This window comes from Serratia rhizosphaerae (assembly GCF_009817885.1).
Lineage (GTDB): Bacteria > Pseudomonadota > Gammaproteobacteria > Enterobacterales > Enterobacteriaceae > Serratia_B > Serratia_B rhizosphaerae.
Genome location: NZ_CP041764.1, coordinates 2,717,656 through 2,736,312, shown reverse-complemented (window position 1 = coordinate 2,736,312; position 18,657 = coordinate 2,717,656). Strand labels below are relative to the sequence as shown.

The window sequence follows — 18,657 nt, the reverse complement described above, 5'->3', positions numbered from 1 at the left end:
ATCTAAAATTTCCAGAATGGTGCCAATACAGATTGGTCTATTACATCAACAGTCACTGAAGGATTATTAGGCTTAAATCCACCGAAGAACTCTTCAAATTGACCTAATGTGTTTTTCGAGTCTGAACTTCTAATGACTTGAACAATTCCATTATCACCAACCTGTTTTACACCTTTTGTTACGTTTTTAGCTGCATTACCACCTATACCACTAAGAAGTTTAGTATCAACTTGCACTCCATTAATAGTAAAGTCAGCCATTGATACTGAACGATTAGGCGGGGTGTTAAAATGAACATGATTGCCTTTGCTTCTCATGTACTTGGCGTAAGCTATTTCTGCTTGAGCGGAAACATCACCATTTCTAGCTAAACGGATTTTTTCCCTCAGAGTTTTAATATCGCCAGTTACTTTTCCCGCGCTACATCCAGCCAGCCCCAGCGGATCTATAAAGCTGTTAGGATTATGCACATACCCATACGGGTTCATCCCCCCCACCAGCCCTATCGGATCCTGACTGATATAGCTCCCGGTCTGCGGATCGTAGTAGCGGTAACGGTTATAGTGCAGCCCCGTTTCCGCATCAAAGTACTGCCCCTGGAAGCGCAACGGGTTGGCCACCCGGTCTGCATGCACCACCCCCGGCTCGCCCCAAACCCCGCATTGTTCCGACCACACCAGCCCGCCCTGCACATCGGTCAGCCGCACCGGCGCGCCGTTCGGGTCACAGTGGTAGTGGTAGCTGCTGCGTACCCCCTCCTGCTGCGTCAGCAGCGCGAACGGCCGGAAGCTGCCGGGGTAGTAGACGTATTCCCGCAGATTGTTAAAGAGCGCCGCCTGCCGCTTCTCTCGCTGCAGCCGACCGGCCACGTCGTACAGCGCCAGCGGACGCAGCGGCTCGCCGCCCGGCTCCGCCACCTCCGCCAGCAGCGCGTCGCCCTGCCAGTAGAACCAGCGGCTCTCCGTCGCCGTCTGCTTGCCTATCCGTCGCCCCAGCCCGTCGTAGGCGTAGTGCGTGACCGACTCGCCCTGATGCACCGCCACCAGTTGCTGGCTCTCATCCCAGACAAAGTCCTGCCGGCTGCCGTCAGTATAGCGCCGCTGCCGCAGGTTGCCCGCACGGTCAAACACGTAGCGCGTATCATTGTGCCAGCCCTCGCGGAACCACCCTTCCGCCGTCTCGTTCACCGCCCGCACCGTCAGCGCCAGCCGGTTGCCTGCCGCGTCATACATAAACCGCCGCACCCGCTCCGCCGGGTCAACGTGCGCCAGCAGCCGTCCCACCGCATCATACTGGTAGCGGTCTACGCCCCAGCCACTGTCCTCCCGCGACGTCATGTTGCCCTGCAGGTCGTAACGATAGCCGGTCGAGAACAGCGGCAGTTCATCCTGCAGCGTGCGTTGGGCGGTCAGATGCCCCTCGCCGTCATACGTCAGCTCACGCACCAGCCCTGCCCCGAGCTGCTCCCGGCACAGCCGGCCCGCCGCATCGTAGCCCAGCGCCACCGGCGCATCGTCATTCAGCCCTATCGCCGCCAGCTGCCCCGTCGTACTCCAGCTGAACGCCACCCGGTGCCCGCCGTCGCTCTCACGCAGAATACGCTGCCCGGCGTCATTGTAGTGGTGCCGCAGCGTAAAGCCGTCCTGCGACTCCGCCAACAGCCGGCCCGCCGCGTCGTAGCGCCATGCCAGCCGCCGCCAGCGGTTCTCGCACTGCGTCAGTTGCCCGTCCGCCGCATAGCGGTAGCGCGTCAGCAGCGTGTCGCCGCTGCGTTTTTCCTGCAGCCGTCCCGCCTTGTCGTAGGCGTACGTCAGCGTGCCACCCAGCGCATCGGTGCGCTGCAGCAGGCTGCCGCCCGCATCCCAGCGGTAACCGGTCGCCTGCCCCCAGTAGTCACGCTCCTCCGTCACCCGCCCCAGTTCGTCACGCTGCAGCTGCCACGCCTGCCCCAGCGGGTTCACCACCGCCGTCAGCTGGTCCTCGGTATCATACTGGTACGCCACCCGCTCGCCGTCCGCCGTCTGACACTCCGTCACCATTCCGGTGCCGTTATAGCACAGCCGCGTCTCACGACCCGCCTCATCCCGGTAGCATACCGGCTGATCTTCGCGATCGTAGTCGATCGCCACCTGTGCGCCCGATGCGGACAGCTGCGCCGTCAGCCGATCCTTCGCATCATACTCATAGCGGGTCTGCTGCCCCAGCGCATCGGTTTTCCGCCGCAGGTTGCCGCGCACGTCAAAGCGCAGCTGCAACGTCCCGCTCTGATTACTCGTCACCCGCTGCGGGAAGCCGTAGCGATCATACTCCAGCGTCTGCCGTTCGCCGTCGGCCCCCAGATATTCCTCCGGCAGCCCCGTCGCATCATAGCGATAACGCCGGGTCACCCCGGTCGGATCGCTCTGCGACAGCAGGTTGCCCCGCGCATCGTACGCCATCCGCCACTGCGCGCCGTTCTCGTCTATCACCGTCTCCGGCTGCGCCAGCGCGTTATACTCCAGGCTCAACCGACTGCCGTCCGGCCCGATCTCCGCCGCGATTTGCCCCTCCGGGTCGTACTCCCACTGGTAGCGTCGCCCGTCCGCCTGCGTCACGCTCAGCGGCCGGCCCAGATCGTCATAGGTAAACACCGTGTTACCGCCCAGCGGGTCGATCTCGCTAATCGGTAACCCGCCGCTGTCGAAGCGGATATACGAGGTATGGCCGAGCGAGTCGGTGACCGCCACTTCATTGAGCACATCGTGATAGACAAAGCGATAATCATACAGCCCGCCGTCGCCCCAGGCGTGCACCACCCGCCAGTCGGCATCGTAGTCATAATAGAAGCTCTGGCCGTTGCGGTCCTGGTGCTGCGTCATGTGCCGGCGCTGATAGCCGAAACGCCGCGCCGCCCCCAGCGCATCAATCTGCGCCGCCAACTGCCCCTCGCCATCATACTCATAGCGGGTCAGCGGCGAGTAGGCGTCGTTGGCCGCCTCATACAGGCGCATGGCGATGATGCGCCCGCGCTCGACGGTGACATGCACCTCGCGCCCGGTCGTCGCCGCGCCGGCGTATTCCGCCAGCCGCGTCAGCTGCCCCTGCCGGCGCACAAACTGCCAGCGGTTGCCGTTGCGGTCGCCCAGCGCCGCCAGCGGCATCATGTCACCGTCGTCGTCGTCAAAATGATGCTGCACACCGTCGTTGTCTTCGTAGATCCAGCGGCGTTGCCGTTCCTCCTGCTGCCACCACAGCCGCCCGCCATCCGGCAGGCCCACCGCCGCGTGCTCGCGCCCCGGTAACGTCGGCAGGTCACCAAAGGCGGTCATGCCCGCCGGTCGGATCAGCAGCATCAGCCCGTCGGCATCGCGCGTCAGGCTGATATCCGCCGGCGTCGCCCAGCCGTAGCCGCAATAACCGGCCTCATCGATATCCGCCGACGAATAGCTGCGCACCCAGGAGAGCGGCATCCGCCCCGGTAGCAGGAAGTCCTGATGCTCCAACGCCACGCTACCGTCGCGGATATCGACCGGCTCGGCCCGCAGCACCTTGCACTTGAGAAAGCCGGGGTCTATGTTTTTAAACAGCTTCTGGCGCAGCGCCTGAAACTTCTTCATAAACTTGCCGTAACCGGCGCTTTTTTTGAGTTTTTTCAGCCCTTTGCCGAGGCCGAACAGGCCGGCGCGCATCAGCATTGCCGTCACGTTGATGGTAGACGGCCCGCCGACTGTCACCCGGCTGGGGATCGCCAGGTTGAGGGTCAGCGGCATCGTCAGCGACAGCGGTTTGGGCTCGGCGGCACGTTTCGGGCGGAAAGGCGGCATCATGCCGAATATGTTGCAGCTCAGCACCGGCATGGTGATGCGCGCGAAAGGCTCACCGTCCACCCGCACTGTCTGGCTGCCCATAAACAGCTCGTCATCATTCAGCTGTGGGCCGCTCGGCACCCGCAGCGGCGGCAGCCACAGGCCGCCGATCGGGATATGCACCGCCATACCGCCGGTACCGGCGCTGGCGCGCTTGATGCCGTTGACGTTCACCGTCGTGCCGATAATCGGGATATAGTCAAAGACGTCGAACACCAGGCCGATATGCGGTGTCGGCAGCGGCCCGAAAGAGTAGGTGTGGATATCGATCCCCAGCTGGGGATCAAAGTGTGAACTGGAATGCATCGGTTATACCCTCCCTGGTTCCGACGTTAGAACAGCGCCCGCAGCAAGGCACGCAGAAGGTTGCGCGCCTCGTTGGCCAACTCGCTGTCCGACAGGCTGATAAATCCGATCACCAACAGCGTGACCGCCACCATAATCACCACCTTCTTCATGCGTTGTCCTTGCTTGTGTTCTGCTGAATAAATTCTCTGGCGGCGTCTTGCGACGGCAGCGCCATGCTTTGCGGCATTTGTGACCACTCACCGGTCGGCGCATCAAACGGATGGGCGATCTCCGGCAGGCCGTTCCAGTGCGGATGCAGATACTGGCGACCGATGGCGATCGCCTGACGAAAACCGGGATAGCTTTCAAGGATCAACAGCTCGCGTTGATTGCGCGCCTGCTGGAAACTCTGCTCCAGCGCCTGCTGCAGGCGACTTTCCGCCAGCAGCACCGACTGTGGCGTCGCCCCCTGCTGCGCCACCTCGCCTTCCGCGCGTAAAATCAGCTGCTGCTTGCGCTGCTGATACTCTTCTGCACAGTGCTCCAGCGCCTTAGCGCGTTTATCATCCTGAATATGCAGTAAATCCTGCAGCGCCAGCGGCAAAGTGGTTTGCGCACGCTCCGCGGCGGACAGCGGCCGCGCGGCGTGGATCGCCTGCGCATAGTCCGCCATCGCCTGGCTCTCCTCGCCGCCCAGCACCAGACAGCGCCCCGCCATCCGCATTCCTTCGATAGTCAACATGCGGTTGCCCGCCATTTGCGCCAGCCCTGCGGCCAGCCGATAAGCGCCGGCCGCCTTCTGATATTCGCCGGCGCTGAACCAGGCGCCGCCTTCGCCGAAAGCGCTCTGCATCTGCAGCGTGGCGCGCAGCGGCGGATCGCCGATGCCCTGCGCCACCTGCTGCGCCTGACGGTACGCCTCCACCGCTTTAGCGGCGGCATTACCCTTTACCCAGCCGCCGCCGACGATGTTGTGCATCACCACCTGCTGCTCCAGCCAGCCTTTTTTACGCGCAATCGCCAGCGCCATGCCGGCACGCGCCTCAACCTGCTGCGCCGTGCCGTGCTCAAGCAGCAATACCGCATCGGTCATCAACTGACGGCAGCGCAGGCGGTCGCCATCACGATCGCTGAGCTGGCTGGCGGTTTGCTGCATCAGCGCCATACCGTCGATATCCGGCGTTATCAGCCGCACACGCTGGGGAAATGCCTGCTGCAGCGCCTGCCAGGTCGGCTGCTCCAGCGTATCGATCAACATCATGCGCACGCCGGTGCCAATGCGCTCGACGTTTTGCTGCAGCCAGCGCTGCAACGCCGCCTCATCGCTGATATGCTCCGGCGTCATCACCGCCACCACATAGCGCAACTGTTCGCGATGATGGCCGGCAAAATCGCCGAGCAGGGTTTGCCACTGCGCGGCGCTAAAGCACGGCAAACGGGACTCAAACTCCCAGCCCTGCGCGTCTTCGCTGGCCTCGTAACGCTCTATCAGCTCATCCGCTAGCGCCCGGCTGTAGCCGTAACCGGTGTCGAACGGCGCCATAAGGCCGATAAACAGATCCGGCGCGCTGTAGTCGCTCGGCGGCTGCTGCTGCAGCGCGATAAATGCATGCACAATACTTTCGGCATTGGCCTTGACCCGCCAGATAAATAGCCGCGCGGCCGGATCCTCACTGGCCTCCAGCCACTGCACTTCCAGCTGGGCCATCAGCTGCTCGGTGGGGTTTCTTGCGTGACTCTGCATCATGGATATCTGCTCAGGCATTGAGTTCTATTTTGGTGCCGTTGACCATAACACCGCTCCCGTTGATGGTGATGCTGGCGCCGCCGGCGACAATCTCAATGCTGCCGGGCGAAATCGAGATGCCGGCAGAGTCACCCACGCTGATATTGAAGCTTTGCGACGCGCTGTCGCTTACCGCACCGTCGGTATAACGCGTATCTCCGCCGGCGATCACGATCTTGCGGCCCTCGCCGATACTGACATCCTGCATCTTGGTGATAGTCTTGTTCTCATTACCGCTGATCGAGGCCGTACGGTTACCGGTAACGCCCAGCGTCTGGTGGCCCTGTACATCCACGTTGCGGTTCTTCACCACGCTGACCTTCTCATTGCCGTTTACGGTGCGGGTGCGATCCTGATTGACCGTCATCACCTGATTACCATCCACCGTCGAGGTATGGTTGCTTTTTACCGTGGCCGAGTGATCGCCGGTGATGGTCTCATTACGGCTCTGCTGCACCGTCAGGGTTTCGCTGCCCTCCACCGTTTCAGTGCGATTCTGCTTCACTGTGGTGGTCTCATTACCGCTGATGGTTTTGGTGCGGTTCTGGCCGATGGCGACCGTCTCATTACCGTCAACATTTTTGGTGCGGTTTTGCTTGATATGGCTGGTTTCATCGGCGCCGACGGTTTTGGTACGGTTGCTGCCGATGGAGTGGCTCTCATCGTTTTTAACGTTGGTATCCATATTGCGTTCGGCCTGGATCCACACCTGTTCCGAACCGGCCTTGTCTTCAAAACGCAGTGCGTTGGCGTTGTCCGGCGTGCCGTCTTTGGAGCGGCTCATAAAGCCCATCTGGGTAGCGGCGGCCGGCAGCGCCCACGGCGGCATGCTGGCTTCGTTATACACACGGCCGATGACGATCGGCCGATCGGGATCGCCGTTGATGAAGTCGATCACCACCTCGTCGTTAACGCGCGGGATCTGCACGCCGCCGAAACCCTGCCCGGCCCAGGCGCTGGACACGCGCACCCAGCAGGAACTGGTGTCGTCGCCCGCCGCCAGCCGATCCCAGTGGAATTTCACCTTGATGCGGCCATATTTATCAGTCCAGATCGACTCCCCTTTCGGCCCCACCACCTTGGCGGTCTGCGGCCCGCAGGTCTTCGGCCACTCGGCCAGCTGTTCCGGCCGGAAAGGCACATCCGCCGGCATCACGTTGAAATCGATACGGTGCTCGCTGCTCTCTCCGCCGCTGGCATAGCGGTTCTCACGCAGGTGATATTCAGCCTGTGTCACCAGATACTGGCCGTTATCGCCGGCGTAAGGCGCATTGTGCAGGGTAAAGGTGTGTCCGGGCGCAATGCCCAATGCCGTCGCCGTGCCGCTGATTTTCTGGTGCTCCGCCTGCCAGGCCTCCTGGCGAATGCGAGCGTAAAACTCGCCGTGCTGATGATCGACAAACCGCCCCGGCCAGTCATAGACGTCAATCTGCCCCGGCTGCGGCGAAGCGGGATTCTGCCGCGCCTGAAACAGCCAGGCGTTCGGCTTGCGGAAGTCGTAGTCGTCAATGCTGTAAATCCCCGGTGTGACGACATCGTTGACCGCCCAGCGGCTGACGCCCTCTTCACTCGTGCTGCCGCCGGAAGGCGTAGCGTGGTAGGGAATACTTTCGTAGCCTTCAAACGGCTTATGCTGCTGGGGCGCATCCATCAGCACCAGCGTCTGTTTGCCCATCTCATGACGCCAGAAGTAGTAGATGCCCTCCAGCTCCATCAGCCGGCTGATAAAGTTGTAGCTGCTCTCCTGATACTGCACGCAGTATTCCCACTGGCGATAGCTGCCGGTCAGTTGATCCTCACAGACGACGTTCTGTTCCGCCAGCAGGGTTTTGACGATGTCCGGCACCGTCTGCTGCTGGAAAATACGGAAATTTCGATCGCGCAGCATCGGCCAGATATCCGGCTCCAGCTTCAGTTGATACACCGCATAGCGCGTGTCGTTGATTTCCTCGCTGCGCACCGCCGCCGCCGTTACCTTGCCGTTCAGATAGCGGGGCGTCAGCAGATTTTGCGTGGGGATTTCCAACGTGACGGTCTGACCAAGCAGCGAACGCCGGTCGATATGGAAGTTCTGGCTCAGCAGATCAACCAGGAAAACATAGGGCCGGCTAAGCTGTTCGCTGCCCTGCAGCGACCAGAACATCAGCTCATCGAGGCCAAGAGGCGTGTGTGCGCGGATTCGTTCCAACATAAGCAACAACCCAAAGGAAGAAGATGACAGAGTAAAAAATAACCTACCGTAACTTCTAGCGCACTTTTAGCTGGGGGTAAATGATTAGTGAGGGAAATTAACCAATTCTGTGAGACAACCTGAAACACCGAACTTCAACAATGATATACACATAAACATGGCTAATGGCTCATTAGTTTTTATCATTGATTTACGAGGATTTATTCGGCAATGATTAGGGTACCAACCCACAACCTCATCAGGATAAGCCATGACCACCTCCCGGACCGTACTTTATACCGACGCCAACTTTTTCAGCCCCTACGCCATGTCGGTATTTATCGCGCTGCGTGAGAAAAATATGCCCTTCTCCGTCAAGCCAATCGATCTGGCCCGGGGTGAACATCAGCATGCCGACTATGCCGATATTTCACCTATCCAAAGGATACCGGCGCTGACGCATAACGGCTTTACCCTGTGCGAATCATCGGCCATTGATGAATATCTGGAAGAATTATTCCCGCAGCCGCCGCTGTATCCGGCCGACGTCAGGCTGCGCGCTCAGGCGCGCGAGGTTCAGGCCTGGCTGCGCAGCGATCTGGCGCCGCTGCGTGCAGAACGGCCGACCGAAGTAGTTTTTAACGGTGAAAAACGGCCGGCGCTGTCGGCTGACGGACAGGCCGCGGCGGAAAAACTGATCGCCGTCGCCGGCGGTCTGCTGGCGCACGGGCAGGAAAATCTGTTTGGCGATTGGTGCATTGCCGACAGCGATCTGGCGCTGATGCTGAACCGCCTCGCCATGCAGGGCGATCCGCTGCCGGAAACGCTGCAACGCTATGCCCAGCGGCAGTGGCAGCGCCCGTCGCTGCAGGCCTGGCTGGCGCTGCCTGCAAACAAGTCATAAAAAAATCGGCGGCCACGACGCCGCCGTTCTCAATCCAGAGAGAAAACACACCACTTGAGGGAGTCTGTTACCAGCCCGCCGGCAAATAGCCCAGCAGCGAAGCAATGGCATACACCGCGCTGGCCGCATACAGCAGCACAATGCTGGCCTGCAGCAGCGGATGGGTGATCCAGTTACACTGCCAGCGCGGCATCATATCGCCGTGCTGGCGGGCGCCGCGCAGGATCAGCATCGGCATCACCGACAGCACCACGCCGCTGAATACGCCGGCGAAGTACAGCGCATTCACGAACGACACAAAACCGCTGTAAGCCAGTACGAACGGCGGCAGCACCACCACCAGCAGCACAGCAAAGCGGCGCAGCGGCAGTTCATCGTTGCCCAGGCGGAATTTGTCGAAAATATTGGTCAGGAAGCTGCCGCCCAGACCCCAGTAGGAAGTCAGCATGGCGCACAGCGCAAAGATATTGGCAGAGAAGAACGCCCACTGCCCCAGCGCCTGCCCCCAGGAGATGGTGGCCACGTCGGAGATATTATCCAGGCCGCTGAGCGCAATCACCGACAGCGGCACCGCCGCCAGCAGCACAAAAGTGGTCGCCATGCCGACAATAATCGCCTTCGGCAGTTGCTCCGGCTTATCGGCAAAGCCGCGCGCCATTTCCGGCACGATGTACTGTGCTGAGAAGCAGAACACCACCACGTTGAATACCGGCACCATAAAGCGCCAGTCCCCCTCCAGCAGGCGCCCCATCTGGGTGGTGTCTTTCAGCAGCGTGGCGATCACCAGCACGCTGAGCATCACCACCATGCCGATACTGATAAATTTCTCCCCACGGCCGATGGCCTTCAGGCCAAGATACAGCACCCCGGCGGCCGGGATGAAAAACAGCAGGCTGCCGATCGCCGGCGAGATCCCCAGTAAAGATTGCAGCAGCTTGCCGCTGCCGGTCATATAGGCGGTCAGCGCGCCGATGCTGTTGACGCAGACCGAAGCGAACATCAGCCAGGAACCGAAGCCGCCGACATAGCGCTTCGCCAGGCCACTCAGCTGCAGATGCGCGCGGGTGCGCAGCGTGGCTTCGGCCACGTACAGCATGGTGACAGTCGTCAGACAGCCGACCAGCACCAGCCAGAACAGCAGCGGCAGGAACCCCGCCTTGCTGGAGGCATAGGCTATCGACAGCACGCCGGCACCAATATTGGTGCCGACGATCATCGCCACGCCTTCAAGGAAGCTCAGCGATTTGGCGGGTGCAGATGCTCGCTCCCCGGCGGCAAGCGCCGAAGAGAATGTGATGTTTTCAGCAGGCATAAATCATCCTCTGCAACCCGGCGAACGGCGCCGCCGGGCAGGGTTAAGTCGCCGGTGGTTAAGCGTTCACGTCGATACACAGGTATTTCAGCTCCAGATATTCCTCAATCCCATAGCGCGATCCTTCGCGTCCGAGCCCAGACTGTTTCACACCGCCGAACGGCGCCACTTCGTTGGAGATCAGGCCGGTGTTGATGCCGACCATGCCGTATTCCAGCGCTTCCGGCACCCGCCACTGACGCGCGGCGTTCTGGGTAAAGACATAGGCCGCCAGACCGAATTCGGTATCGTTGGCCATCGCGACCGCCTCCTCCTCATCCTTAAAGCGGAATAGCGGCGCCACCGGGCCGAAGGTTTCCTCGGTGGCAAAACGCATCTGCTGCGTGACGCCGGTCACCACCGTCGGCTGGAAGTAGGTGCGGCCCAGCGCATGCGGCTGACCACCGGTGGCGATTTGCGCCCCCTTGATCAGCGCATCGTCGATATGGCTCTGCACTTTTTCCACCGCCGCCTTATCGATCAGCGGTCCCTGCGTGGTGCCTTCCGCCGCGCCGTCGCCCACCTGCAGCCCTTCGACCGCCGTCACCAGTTTTTCCGCCAGGCGATCGTAAATACCGGCCTGCACGTAGATGCGGTTGGCACAGACGCAGGTCTGGCCGCTGTTGCGGAATTTGGAGGCCATGATGCCGGCCACTGCCGCATCCAGATCGGCATCGTCAAATACGATCACCGGCGCATTGCCGCCCAGCTCCAGCGACAGTTTTTTAATCGTCGGCGCGCACTGCGCCATCAGAATGCGCCCTACTTCGGTCGAACCGGTGAAGCTCAGCTTGCGCACCACCGGGCTGTCGCACAGCACCTTACCGACCTGCGCCGCCTCGCCGGTGACGATCTGCAGCACGCCGGCCGGAATGCCGGCATCCTGCGCCAGTTTGCCCAGCGCCAGCGCGGTCAGCGGCGTTTGCTCCGCCGGTTTGACGATCATGCTGCAGCCGGCCGCCAGCGCCGGCGCCGCCTTGCGGGTAATCATTGCCGCCGGGAAATTCCACGGGGTAATGGCCGCGCACACACCGATCGGCTGCTTGATCACCACCAGCCGCTGGGTCGCCTGCGGCGCCTGCAATACCGCGCCGTCTACCCGCTTGGCCTCTTCGGCGAACCAGGTGATAAACGATGCCGCATAGGCCACTTCGCCGCGCGCTTCCGCCAGCGATTTGCCCTGTTCGGCGGTCATCAGCTGCGCCAGATCCTCCTGCGCCGCCATAATTTTCTCCGCCCAGGCCAGCATCAGCGCCGCACGCTGTTTGGCGGTCTGCTGCTTCCAGCTCTGCTGGGCGCGCTGGGCGGCGTCAATCGCCCGCTCGGTCTCTGCGCTGCCGATCAGCGGGATCGACGCCAGCTCCTCGCCGGTCGCCGGGTTGATCACCGCTTCACGCTTGCCGCTCTGCGCCGCGCACCACTCGCCGTCGATCAGGCACTGGCTACGCAGCAGCTCGGGATTATTCAGTTTCATCGTCATGCGCTCCTTATTCGCCCAGCGCGCGGGAGAGAATGCCCAGCGCCTCGGTGAATTGCTCTTCAGGAATGGTCAGCGGGTACAGGAAGCGGATCACGTTGCCATGTACGCCGCAGCTCAGCAGCAGCAGGCCTTCCTGCAGGGCTTTTTGCTGTACCTGGCGGGTAAATTCCGCCGACGGCTGGCCGCTGGCAGGATCGTTAAACTCGACCGCCACCATTGATCCCTGCGCGCGGATCTCGGCGATGGCCGGGCAGGTGGCCCGCGCCTGTTGCAGCACTTCCACCAGATGATGGCCCAGACGCTGCGCGCGCTGGCACAGCTGCTCTTCGTCAATCACGTCCATCACCGCATGCGCCGCGGCCACCGCCAGCGGGTTGCCGGCGTAGGTGCCGCCCAGCCCGCCCGGCGCCGGCGCGTCCATTACATCAGCGCGCCCTGTCACCGCCGACAGCGGCATGCCGCCCGCCAGGCTTTTCGCCATGGTGATCAGGTCTGGTTTAATGTCGTAATGCTCCATGGCGAACAGCTTGCCGGTGCGGGCAAAGCCGGTCTGCACTTCGTCAGCCACCAGCAGGATGCCGTGTTCATCGCACAGCGTGCGCAGCGCCTGCATAAATTCCGCCGGCGCGACGTTGAAGCCGCCTTCACCCTGCACCGGTTCCAGCACGATTGCCGCCACCTGTTTCGGGTCGATATCCGCCTTGAAGATGCGCTCCAGGCTGTTCATCGCATCCTGCGTGCTGACGCCGTGCAGCGCGTTCGGGTACTGGCCGTGGAACACCGAGCCGGGGAACGGGCCAAAGCCCAGTTTGTACGGCGCCACTTTGCCGGTCAGCGCCATGGTCATATAGGTACGGCCATGGAAGCCGCCGCCAAAGGTGATAATGCCCGGACGGCCGGTATGGGCGCGGGCGATCTTCACCGCGTTCTCTACCGCCTCTGCGCCGGTAGTGAAGAAGGCGGTTTTACACGGCCCGTCGATCGGCGCACACTGGTTGATGCGTTCCGCCAATGTGACATAGCTTTCATACGGCACAATCTGGTAGGCGGTATGGGTAAAGGCCTGCAGCTGTTGTTCAATGGCCGCCACCACTTTCGGATGACGGTGACCGGTATTCAGCACGGCGATGCCGGCCGCGAAATCGATAACTTGATTGCCTTCCACATCCCACAGGGTGGCGTTTTCCGCCCGCTCTGCGTAAAAACCACACATAACTCCCACCCCGCGTGGCGTGGCTTGCTGACGACGTTGGTTCAGTTCTGCGTTTTTCATGGTTGCTCTCCGGTCAATAGCCGTTCAACTGTTTGTTCACATTATTGAAACAATGACGTTCATTTACACAGGATGTGGCCCTATAATCGAGTGCCAGTTACGAATAATTGAGGGATCCAATTGCGCTCGATCAGCGGTGACCTATTGCTGCAACGTCTCGGCGAACAGCCCGATGACAAGCTGCATAAACGCCTGTATAACGCTATCCGCACCAGCATTCTTGACGGCAGTCTGCCGCCTTCCAGCCGCCTGCCGGCATCGCGCGATCTGGCGCAGGAACTTGGCCTCTCACGTAACACGGTTTTAACCGTTTACGAACAACTTTTGGCAGAAGGATATGTGCTTTCCCGTCAGGGAAGTGGAACATTCGTCGCAGAAACGGTGCCGGACAGCTGTTTATCCGCTGCCAGCACGCCGATCGGCAGTGACGGCGAACAGCGCCCGGTCGAACTGTCGCAGCGCGGCAACGCGCTGCTGCAGCACGCCAGCGCCAGCCCCAAGCAGTGGGGCGCATTTATCCCCGGCGTGCCGGACGTCAACGCTTTCCCGCATCAGCTGTTCAGCAAGATTCAGGCGCGCATCAGCCGCCGTCCCGCGCCGCAGCGGCTGACCTACAGTAATCAGGGCGGCAGCCCGGAGCTGCAGCAGGCGCTGGTGGATTACCTGCGCGTCGCCCGCTCGGTGCGCTGCTCGCCGGAACAGATTCTGATTACCGAAGGCATTCATCAGGCGATCGATCTGGTCACCCGCATGCTGTGCAACCCGGGCGATGAGGTGTGGATTGAGGAACCGGGCTACTGGGGCATTCGCAATATCCTGCGCATGAACAGCCTGGATATCCGGCCGCTGCCGGTGGATGAGGCCGGCATGGTGCCGCCGGAGCAGGTCAGCGGCGCGCCGCGGCTGATGTTCGTCACGCCGTCGCATCAGTATCCGCTGGGATCGGTGCTGAGTCTGGCGCGTCGCCAGCGTCTGCTGGCGCTGGCGCGTCACACCGGCGGCTGGATCGTCGAGGATGACTATGACAGCGAGTTCCGCTTCTCCGGCCAGCCAATTCCCGCGCTGCAGGGGCTGGAGGCCGACGCGCCGGTGATCTATATCGGCACTTTCAGCAAGACGCTGTATCCGGCGCTGCGGCTGGGTTATGTGGTGCTGCCGAAACCGCTGACGACGGCGCTGAAAACCGCGCACGCCGAGCTGTACCGCGGCGGCCATCTGCTGATCCAGGCCGCACTGGCGCAGTTTATTCAGGAAGGCCACTACACCGCGCACATTCGCCGTATGCGCCTGCTGTACGCCAGACGGCGCGCTTTTCTCACCGCGCTGATCGAACTGCACCTGGGCAAACAGGCGCTGAGCGAATTCAATAACAACGCCGGTCTGCATCTGATCCTCAACCTGCCGGACAGCGCTGACGACGTGGCGATCGCCGCCGCCGCCGGCACCCACGGCGTGCTGGTGCGCCCGCTGTCGCGCTATTACATGCTGCCGAGCCGCCGTCGCGGCCTGCTGATGGGATTCGCCTGCGTGCCGGAGGAGCAGATGGCCGCCGCGTTTGAACAGCTGTTGGCGTGCATTCTAGAGGGCCCGCGCTAGCCAGCCCTGCGGTTGCCACTGCAGCCGGTGAGTCAGCCCCAGCCCCTGCAGGAACGCCTCATCGTGGGACACCACCAGCAGCGCGCCGGGATAGTCACGCAGCGCCGCCTCGATCGCCTGTAATGACGCCAGATCCAGATGGTTGGTCGGCTCATCCAGCACCAGCAGTTGCGGTGGCCGTTCGCGCCACAACGCACAGGCCAGCGCCGCTTTCAGCCGTTCCCCGCCGCTCAGCATCGCCAGCGGCAGCGTCAGGCGTTCGGCCCCCAGCTGCAGCTGCGCCAGCCGGGTGCGCAACTCCCCGGCCGCCATCGGCATCCGCTCCAATGCCAGATGCTCCATCAGCGACAGGCACAGATCGAACCGGCTCAGGCTCTGATCCAGGTAGGCTGCGCTCACCAACAGCCGGCAGCGGCCGCCGCACGGCGACATTTGACCGACGATGATGCGCAGTAAAGTGGTTTTTCCGCAGCCGTTCGGCCCGCTGACCGCCACCCGCATCGGGCCGTCCATACGCCAGTTCAGCGGCGGCAGCGTGCTAAACGGCAAGCGCAGCTGCTCCAGCGCCAGCACCTGTTTACCCGCCGCCAGCGCACTGCCCGGCAGGGTAAACAGCAGCGGATTGTCCGCCTCAACCCACTGCTGCGCCTGATGCACCGCGCCGTCCAGCGCGCTTTTTTGCTGCTGATGCTGTTTACGCAGCGTTCCCAGACTCTCTTTGGCTGCCCCTTTGTATTTCACCCGCTCGAAAGAGGCGATATTCAGGTTATCGACTTCCCGCAGGTTTTTTGCCGAGCGGCGCTGGCTGGCGTCATGCTCCTTCACCAGTCGGGCGCGGGCGCGTTTACGCGCTTGCTGCGCATGGGCCAGCGCACGACGCGCCGCCTGCCGTTCCTGCTCGCGCTGGCGACAGAACGCCTGGTAGTCGCCGCTGTAGCTGTGCAGACCGTCCGGCGTCAGTTCGACGATGCGCTGCATGCGCATCAGCAGCTGCCGGTCATGGCTGGCGACCAGCAAACCGCCGCGCCACTGCGCCAACTGGCGATACAGCCAGTCGCGCCCCGCCGCATCCAGGTGATTACTCGGTTCGTCCAGCAACAGGAAATCGGCGTCCGAAAGAAACGCGCCGCATAAGGCCGCGCGCATGCGCTCGCCGCCGCTCAGTTCACAGACCGCCCGTTGCGCATGGCAGCCGTTTAGCCCGGCATCGGCAAGCGCGGCCTGCAACCGTTCGGCCAGATCCCAGCGTCCTTCCAGCCGTTCGATGTCTTCAGTCTGCATTTCACCGCATGCGACGCGCGCCAACGCGGCGAACACTTCGCCATAGCCCAGCCACTGCGCCAGCGTCACGCCGGGATCCACCGCCGGCTGTTGCTGCACCCAGGCCACCAGACCACGGGTTTCGATATGGCCGTCCGCCGGCGGCTCCCGCCCTGCCAGCAGACGCAAAAGACGACTTTTTCCCACGCCGTTGCGCCCCACCAACGCGCAGTGGCGGCGGTCCAGGCTCAGGTTCAGCGGGCCAAACAGCGTTTCGCCGTCGGCAAATCGGCAGATTAATTGATGTACAACGAGATAAGGGGATGATGACGCCAAATGAGCCATAGACACTCCTGAATGAAATCAAAAACACCCCACCCGGCAGCAAGGCTGCTCAGCATGGGACCAGATTCAACAGGCGTGTTTGTTCATTTTGGTTAAGGCTCCGCAGAGAGAGTGGATAAATAACGCGCGAATGCTAACCGATCTTCTGTTCAATATGCAAACAAGACCGGAGATTCATGACGGCTATCACATTCAGCGTAATGCAGATTCCCAAGCGGCAAGACAGCGGCTAGATTTATCTCATCCGACCACTTGTAATCAAACAGAATAATAACAACCGAACGTGCCCAAGATTCGGGGATAAACAATGGAGAGAGCAATGAACCTATACCCACACCTGCTGGCGCCGCTGGATCTTGGCTTCACCACCCTGAAGAATCGGGTGCTGATGGGCTCGATGCATACCGGTCTGGAAGAGATGCCCGACGGGCCGCACAGAATGGCGGCGTTCTATGCCGAACGCGCGGCGGCCGGCGTTGCGCTGATCGTTACCGGCGGCATCGCGCCCAATGACCAAGGCGTGGTGTACCGCGGCGGCTCAACGCTGAGCCAGCCGCAGCAGGTGGCGCATCACCGCCCCATTACCGAGGCGGTGCATCAGGCCGGCGGCAAAATAGCCCTGCAGATCCTGCACGCCGGGCGTTACAGCTATCAGCCGCAGCCGGTCGCGCCTTCCGCGCTGCAGGCGCCGATTAACCCGTTCGCGCCGAGCGCCCTTACGGCGCAGGAGATCGAACAGACCATCGCCGACTTCGCCCGCTGCGCCGTTCTGGCGCAACAGGCCGGCTATGACGGCGTGGAAGTGATGGGATCCGAAGGCTATCTGATCAACCAATTTCTGGTCGCGCGCACCAATCAGCGCGACGATCAATGGGGCGGCAGCTTCGCCAACCGCATGCGCTTCGCCGTGGAGATCGTGCGCGCCGTACGCCAGGCGGTGGGGCGCGAATTCATTCTGATCTACCGTCTGTCGATGCTCGATCTGGTGGAAGACGGCTCCGACTGGCAAGAGATCGAACAGCTGGCGCAGGCGATCGAACAGGCCGGCGCAACGATCATCAACACCGGGATCGGCTGGCATGAGGCGCGGATCCCGACTATCGCCACCATGGTGCCGCGCGCCGGTTTCAGCTGGGTGACGCGTAAATTAATGGGCAAGGTCGGTATTCCGCTGATCACCACCAACCGCATTAACGATCCGGCGGTGGCAGAGCAGGTGCTGGCGGACGGCTGCGCCGATATGGTGTCGATGGCGCGGCCGTTCCTGGCCGACGCCGAGTTCGTCCGCAAGGCCGCCGAAGGACGCGCCGACGAGATCAACACCTGTATCGGCTGTAATCAGGCCTGCCTCGATCAGATCTTCGAAGGCAAGCTGGCCTCCTGCCTGGTCAACCCGCGCGCCTGCCGGGAGAGCGAAATGCCGCTGACGACGGCGGCGCATCCCAAACGTCTGGCGGTGGTCGGCGCCGGTCCGGCCGGTCTGGCGTTCGCCGTCACAGCCGCCAGCCGCGGCCATCAGGTGACGCTGTTTGACGCCGCGCCGGTCATCGGCGGCCAGTTCAACATCGCCAAACAGATCCCCGGCAAAGAGGAGTTTCATGAAACCCTGCGCTATTTTCAGCGCCAGCTGGCGCTGCACGAGGTCACGCTGCGGCTCGGGCAGCAGGCTGAGGCGCAGGATCTGCGTGAGTTTGACGAAGTGATCCTGGCCTGCGGCATCGTGCCGCGCACGCCGGCGATCCCCGGCATCGATAATGCCAAAGTGCTGAGCTATCTGGACGTCCTGCGCGACAAAAAACCCGTCGGCCAGCGGGTGGCGATCATCGGCGCCGGCGGCATCGGTTTCGACACCGCCGAGTACCTGAGCCAGCACGGCGAATCCAGCAGCCTGCATCCGCAGGCGTTTACTCATGAATGGGGCATCGATACGCAACTGCGCCAGCGCGGCGGCCTGTCGCCGGACGGCGCCGACGTCCCCCGCTCCCCGCGCCAGATTTTCCTGCTGCAGCGTAAAACCAGCAAAGTGGGCGAAGGGCTGGGTAAAACCACCGGCTGGATCCACCGCGCCAGCCTGAGCATGCGCGGGGTGAAAATGCTCAATGGCGTGCTGTATCAACGGATTGACGACGAGGGGTTGCATATCATACGCGAGGAGCAGGCCAGCTGCCTGCCGGTGGATACCATCGTGATTTGCGCTGGCCAGGAACCACGACGCGAACTGCAGCAGCCGCTGCTGGCGATGGGGAAAAGCGTCCATCTGATTGGCGGCGCGGACGTGGCCGCCGAACTGGACGCGCGCCGGGCCATTGAACAGGGCACCCGGCTGGCGATGGCGCTGTAACCTTCAAGGGGCGCAGTG

11 protein-coding genes are annotated in these 18,657 nt (G+C 62.1%); 3 read left to right on the top strand and 8 right to left on the bottom strand.

The features are described 5' to 3' along the window. Window positions 1-2: 2 nt before the first annotated feature. From FO014_RS12760 to FO014_RS12750, 4 genes are read right to left on the bottom strand one after another with little or no spacing between them, the layout of a single operon-like run. Window positions 3-4,151 carry an RHS repeat-associated core domain-containing protein gene (locus FO014_RS12760; protein ID WP_246167951.1) on the bottom strand — a complete coding sequence of 1,383 codons (4,149 nt, stop codon included), beginning with the start codon at window positions 4,149-4,151 and terminating at the stop codon, window positions 3-5. Window positions 4,152-4,177: 26 nt separating this feature from the next. After that, on the bottom strand, window positions 4,178-4,303 hold the full coding sequence (locus FO014_RS24165; RefSeq protein WP_281354953.1) for a hypothetical protein: 126 nt from the start codon (window positions 4,301-4,303) through the stop codon (window positions 4,178-4,180). After that, window positions 4,300-5,880, bottom strand: coding sequence for an ATP-binding protein (locus FO014_RS12755; protein WP_160029786.1), 1,581 nt, complete (start codon window positions 5,878-5,880; stop codon window positions 4,300-4,302). Before FO014_RS12755 ends, FO014_RS24165 begins: the two co-directional genes overlap by 4 nt. 10 nt (window positions 5,881-5,890) lie before the next feature. After that, window positions 5,891-8,110, bottom strand: coding sequence for a type VI secretion system Vgr family protein (locus tag FO014_RS12750; RefSeq protein WP_160029785.1), 2,220 nt, complete (start codon window positions 8,108-8,110; stop codon window positions 5,891-5,893). 250 nt (window positions 8,111-8,360) lie between these two features. On the opposite strand from FO014_RS12750, the gene yfcF reads away from it, so the two are divergent. Continuing rightward, window positions 8,361-8,993: a glutathione transferase gene (gene yfcF, locus FO014_RS12745; RefSeq protein ID WP_160029784.1), complete on the top strand. Its 633-nt coding sequence runs from the start codon at window positions 8,361-8,363 to the stop codon at window positions 8,991-8,993. A gap of 67 nt (window positions 8,994-9,060) precedes the next feature. Here the strand turns inward: yfcF and FO014_RS12740 are convergent, their stop codons facing one another. Genes FO014_RS12740 through FO014_RS12730 form a run of 3 tightly spaced genes read right to left on the bottom strand, consistent with a single transcriptional unit; the run spans window position 9,061 to window position 13,097 of the window. Further along, window positions 9,061-10,305, bottom strand: a complete 1,245-nt coding sequence (locus tag FO014_RS12740) for an aromatic amino acid transport family protein (RefSeq protein ID WP_160029783.1) — start codon at window positions 10,303-10,305, stop codon at window positions 9,061-9,063. A 58-nt stretch (window positions 10,306-10,363) separates the two neighbouring features. Continuing rightward, window positions 10,364-11,818 carry an NAD-dependent succinate-semialdehyde dehydrogenase gene (locus FO014_RS12735; protein ID WP_160029782.1) on the bottom strand — a complete coding sequence of 485 codons (1,455 nt, stop codon included), beginning with the start codon at window positions 11,816-11,818 and terminating at the stop codon, window positions 10,364-10,366. A 13-nt stretch (window positions 11,819-11,831) separates the two neighbouring features. Further along, the gene (locus FO014_RS12730) at window positions 11,832-13,097 is read right to left on the bottom strand and encodes a 4-aminobutyrate--2-oxoglutarate transaminase (protein WP_160029781.1); all 1,266 of its coding nucleotides are present in this window, start codon (window positions 13,095-13,097) and stop codon (window positions 11,832-11,834) included. Window positions 13,098-13,217: 120 nt separating this feature from the next. Here FO014_RS12730 and pdxR point away from each other — a divergent pair, with 120 nt between their 5' ends. Next, window positions 13,218-14,693 carry a MocR-like pyridoxine biosynthesis transcription factor PdxR gene (gene pdxR / locus FO014_RS12725; RefSeq protein WP_160029780.1) on the top strand — a complete coding sequence of 492 codons (1,476 nt, stop codon included), beginning with the start codon at window positions 13,218-13,220 and terminating at the stop codon, window positions 14,691-14,693. On the opposite strand, the gene FO014_RS12720 is transcribed toward pdxR, so the two are convergent. After that, the gene (locus tag FO014_RS12720) at window positions 14,676-16,298 is read right to left on the bottom strand and encodes an ABC-F family ATP-binding cassette domain-containing protein (protein WP_160029779.1); all 1,623 of its coding nucleotides are present in this window, start codon (window positions 16,296-16,298) and stop codon (window positions 14,676-14,678) included. The two genes, pdxR and FO014_RS12720, sit on opposite strands and share 18 nt — an antisense overlap. A 319-nt stretch (window positions 16,299-16,617) precedes the next feature. On the opposite strand from FO014_RS12720, the gene FO014_RS12715 reads away from it, so the two are divergent. Next, complete coding sequence (locus FO014_RS12715; protein WP_160029778.1) at window positions 16,618-18,639, top strand: oxidoreductase; 2,022 nt, start codon at window positions 16,618-16,620, stop codon at window positions 18,637-18,639. Window positions 18,640-18,657: the final 18 nt, after the last annotated feature.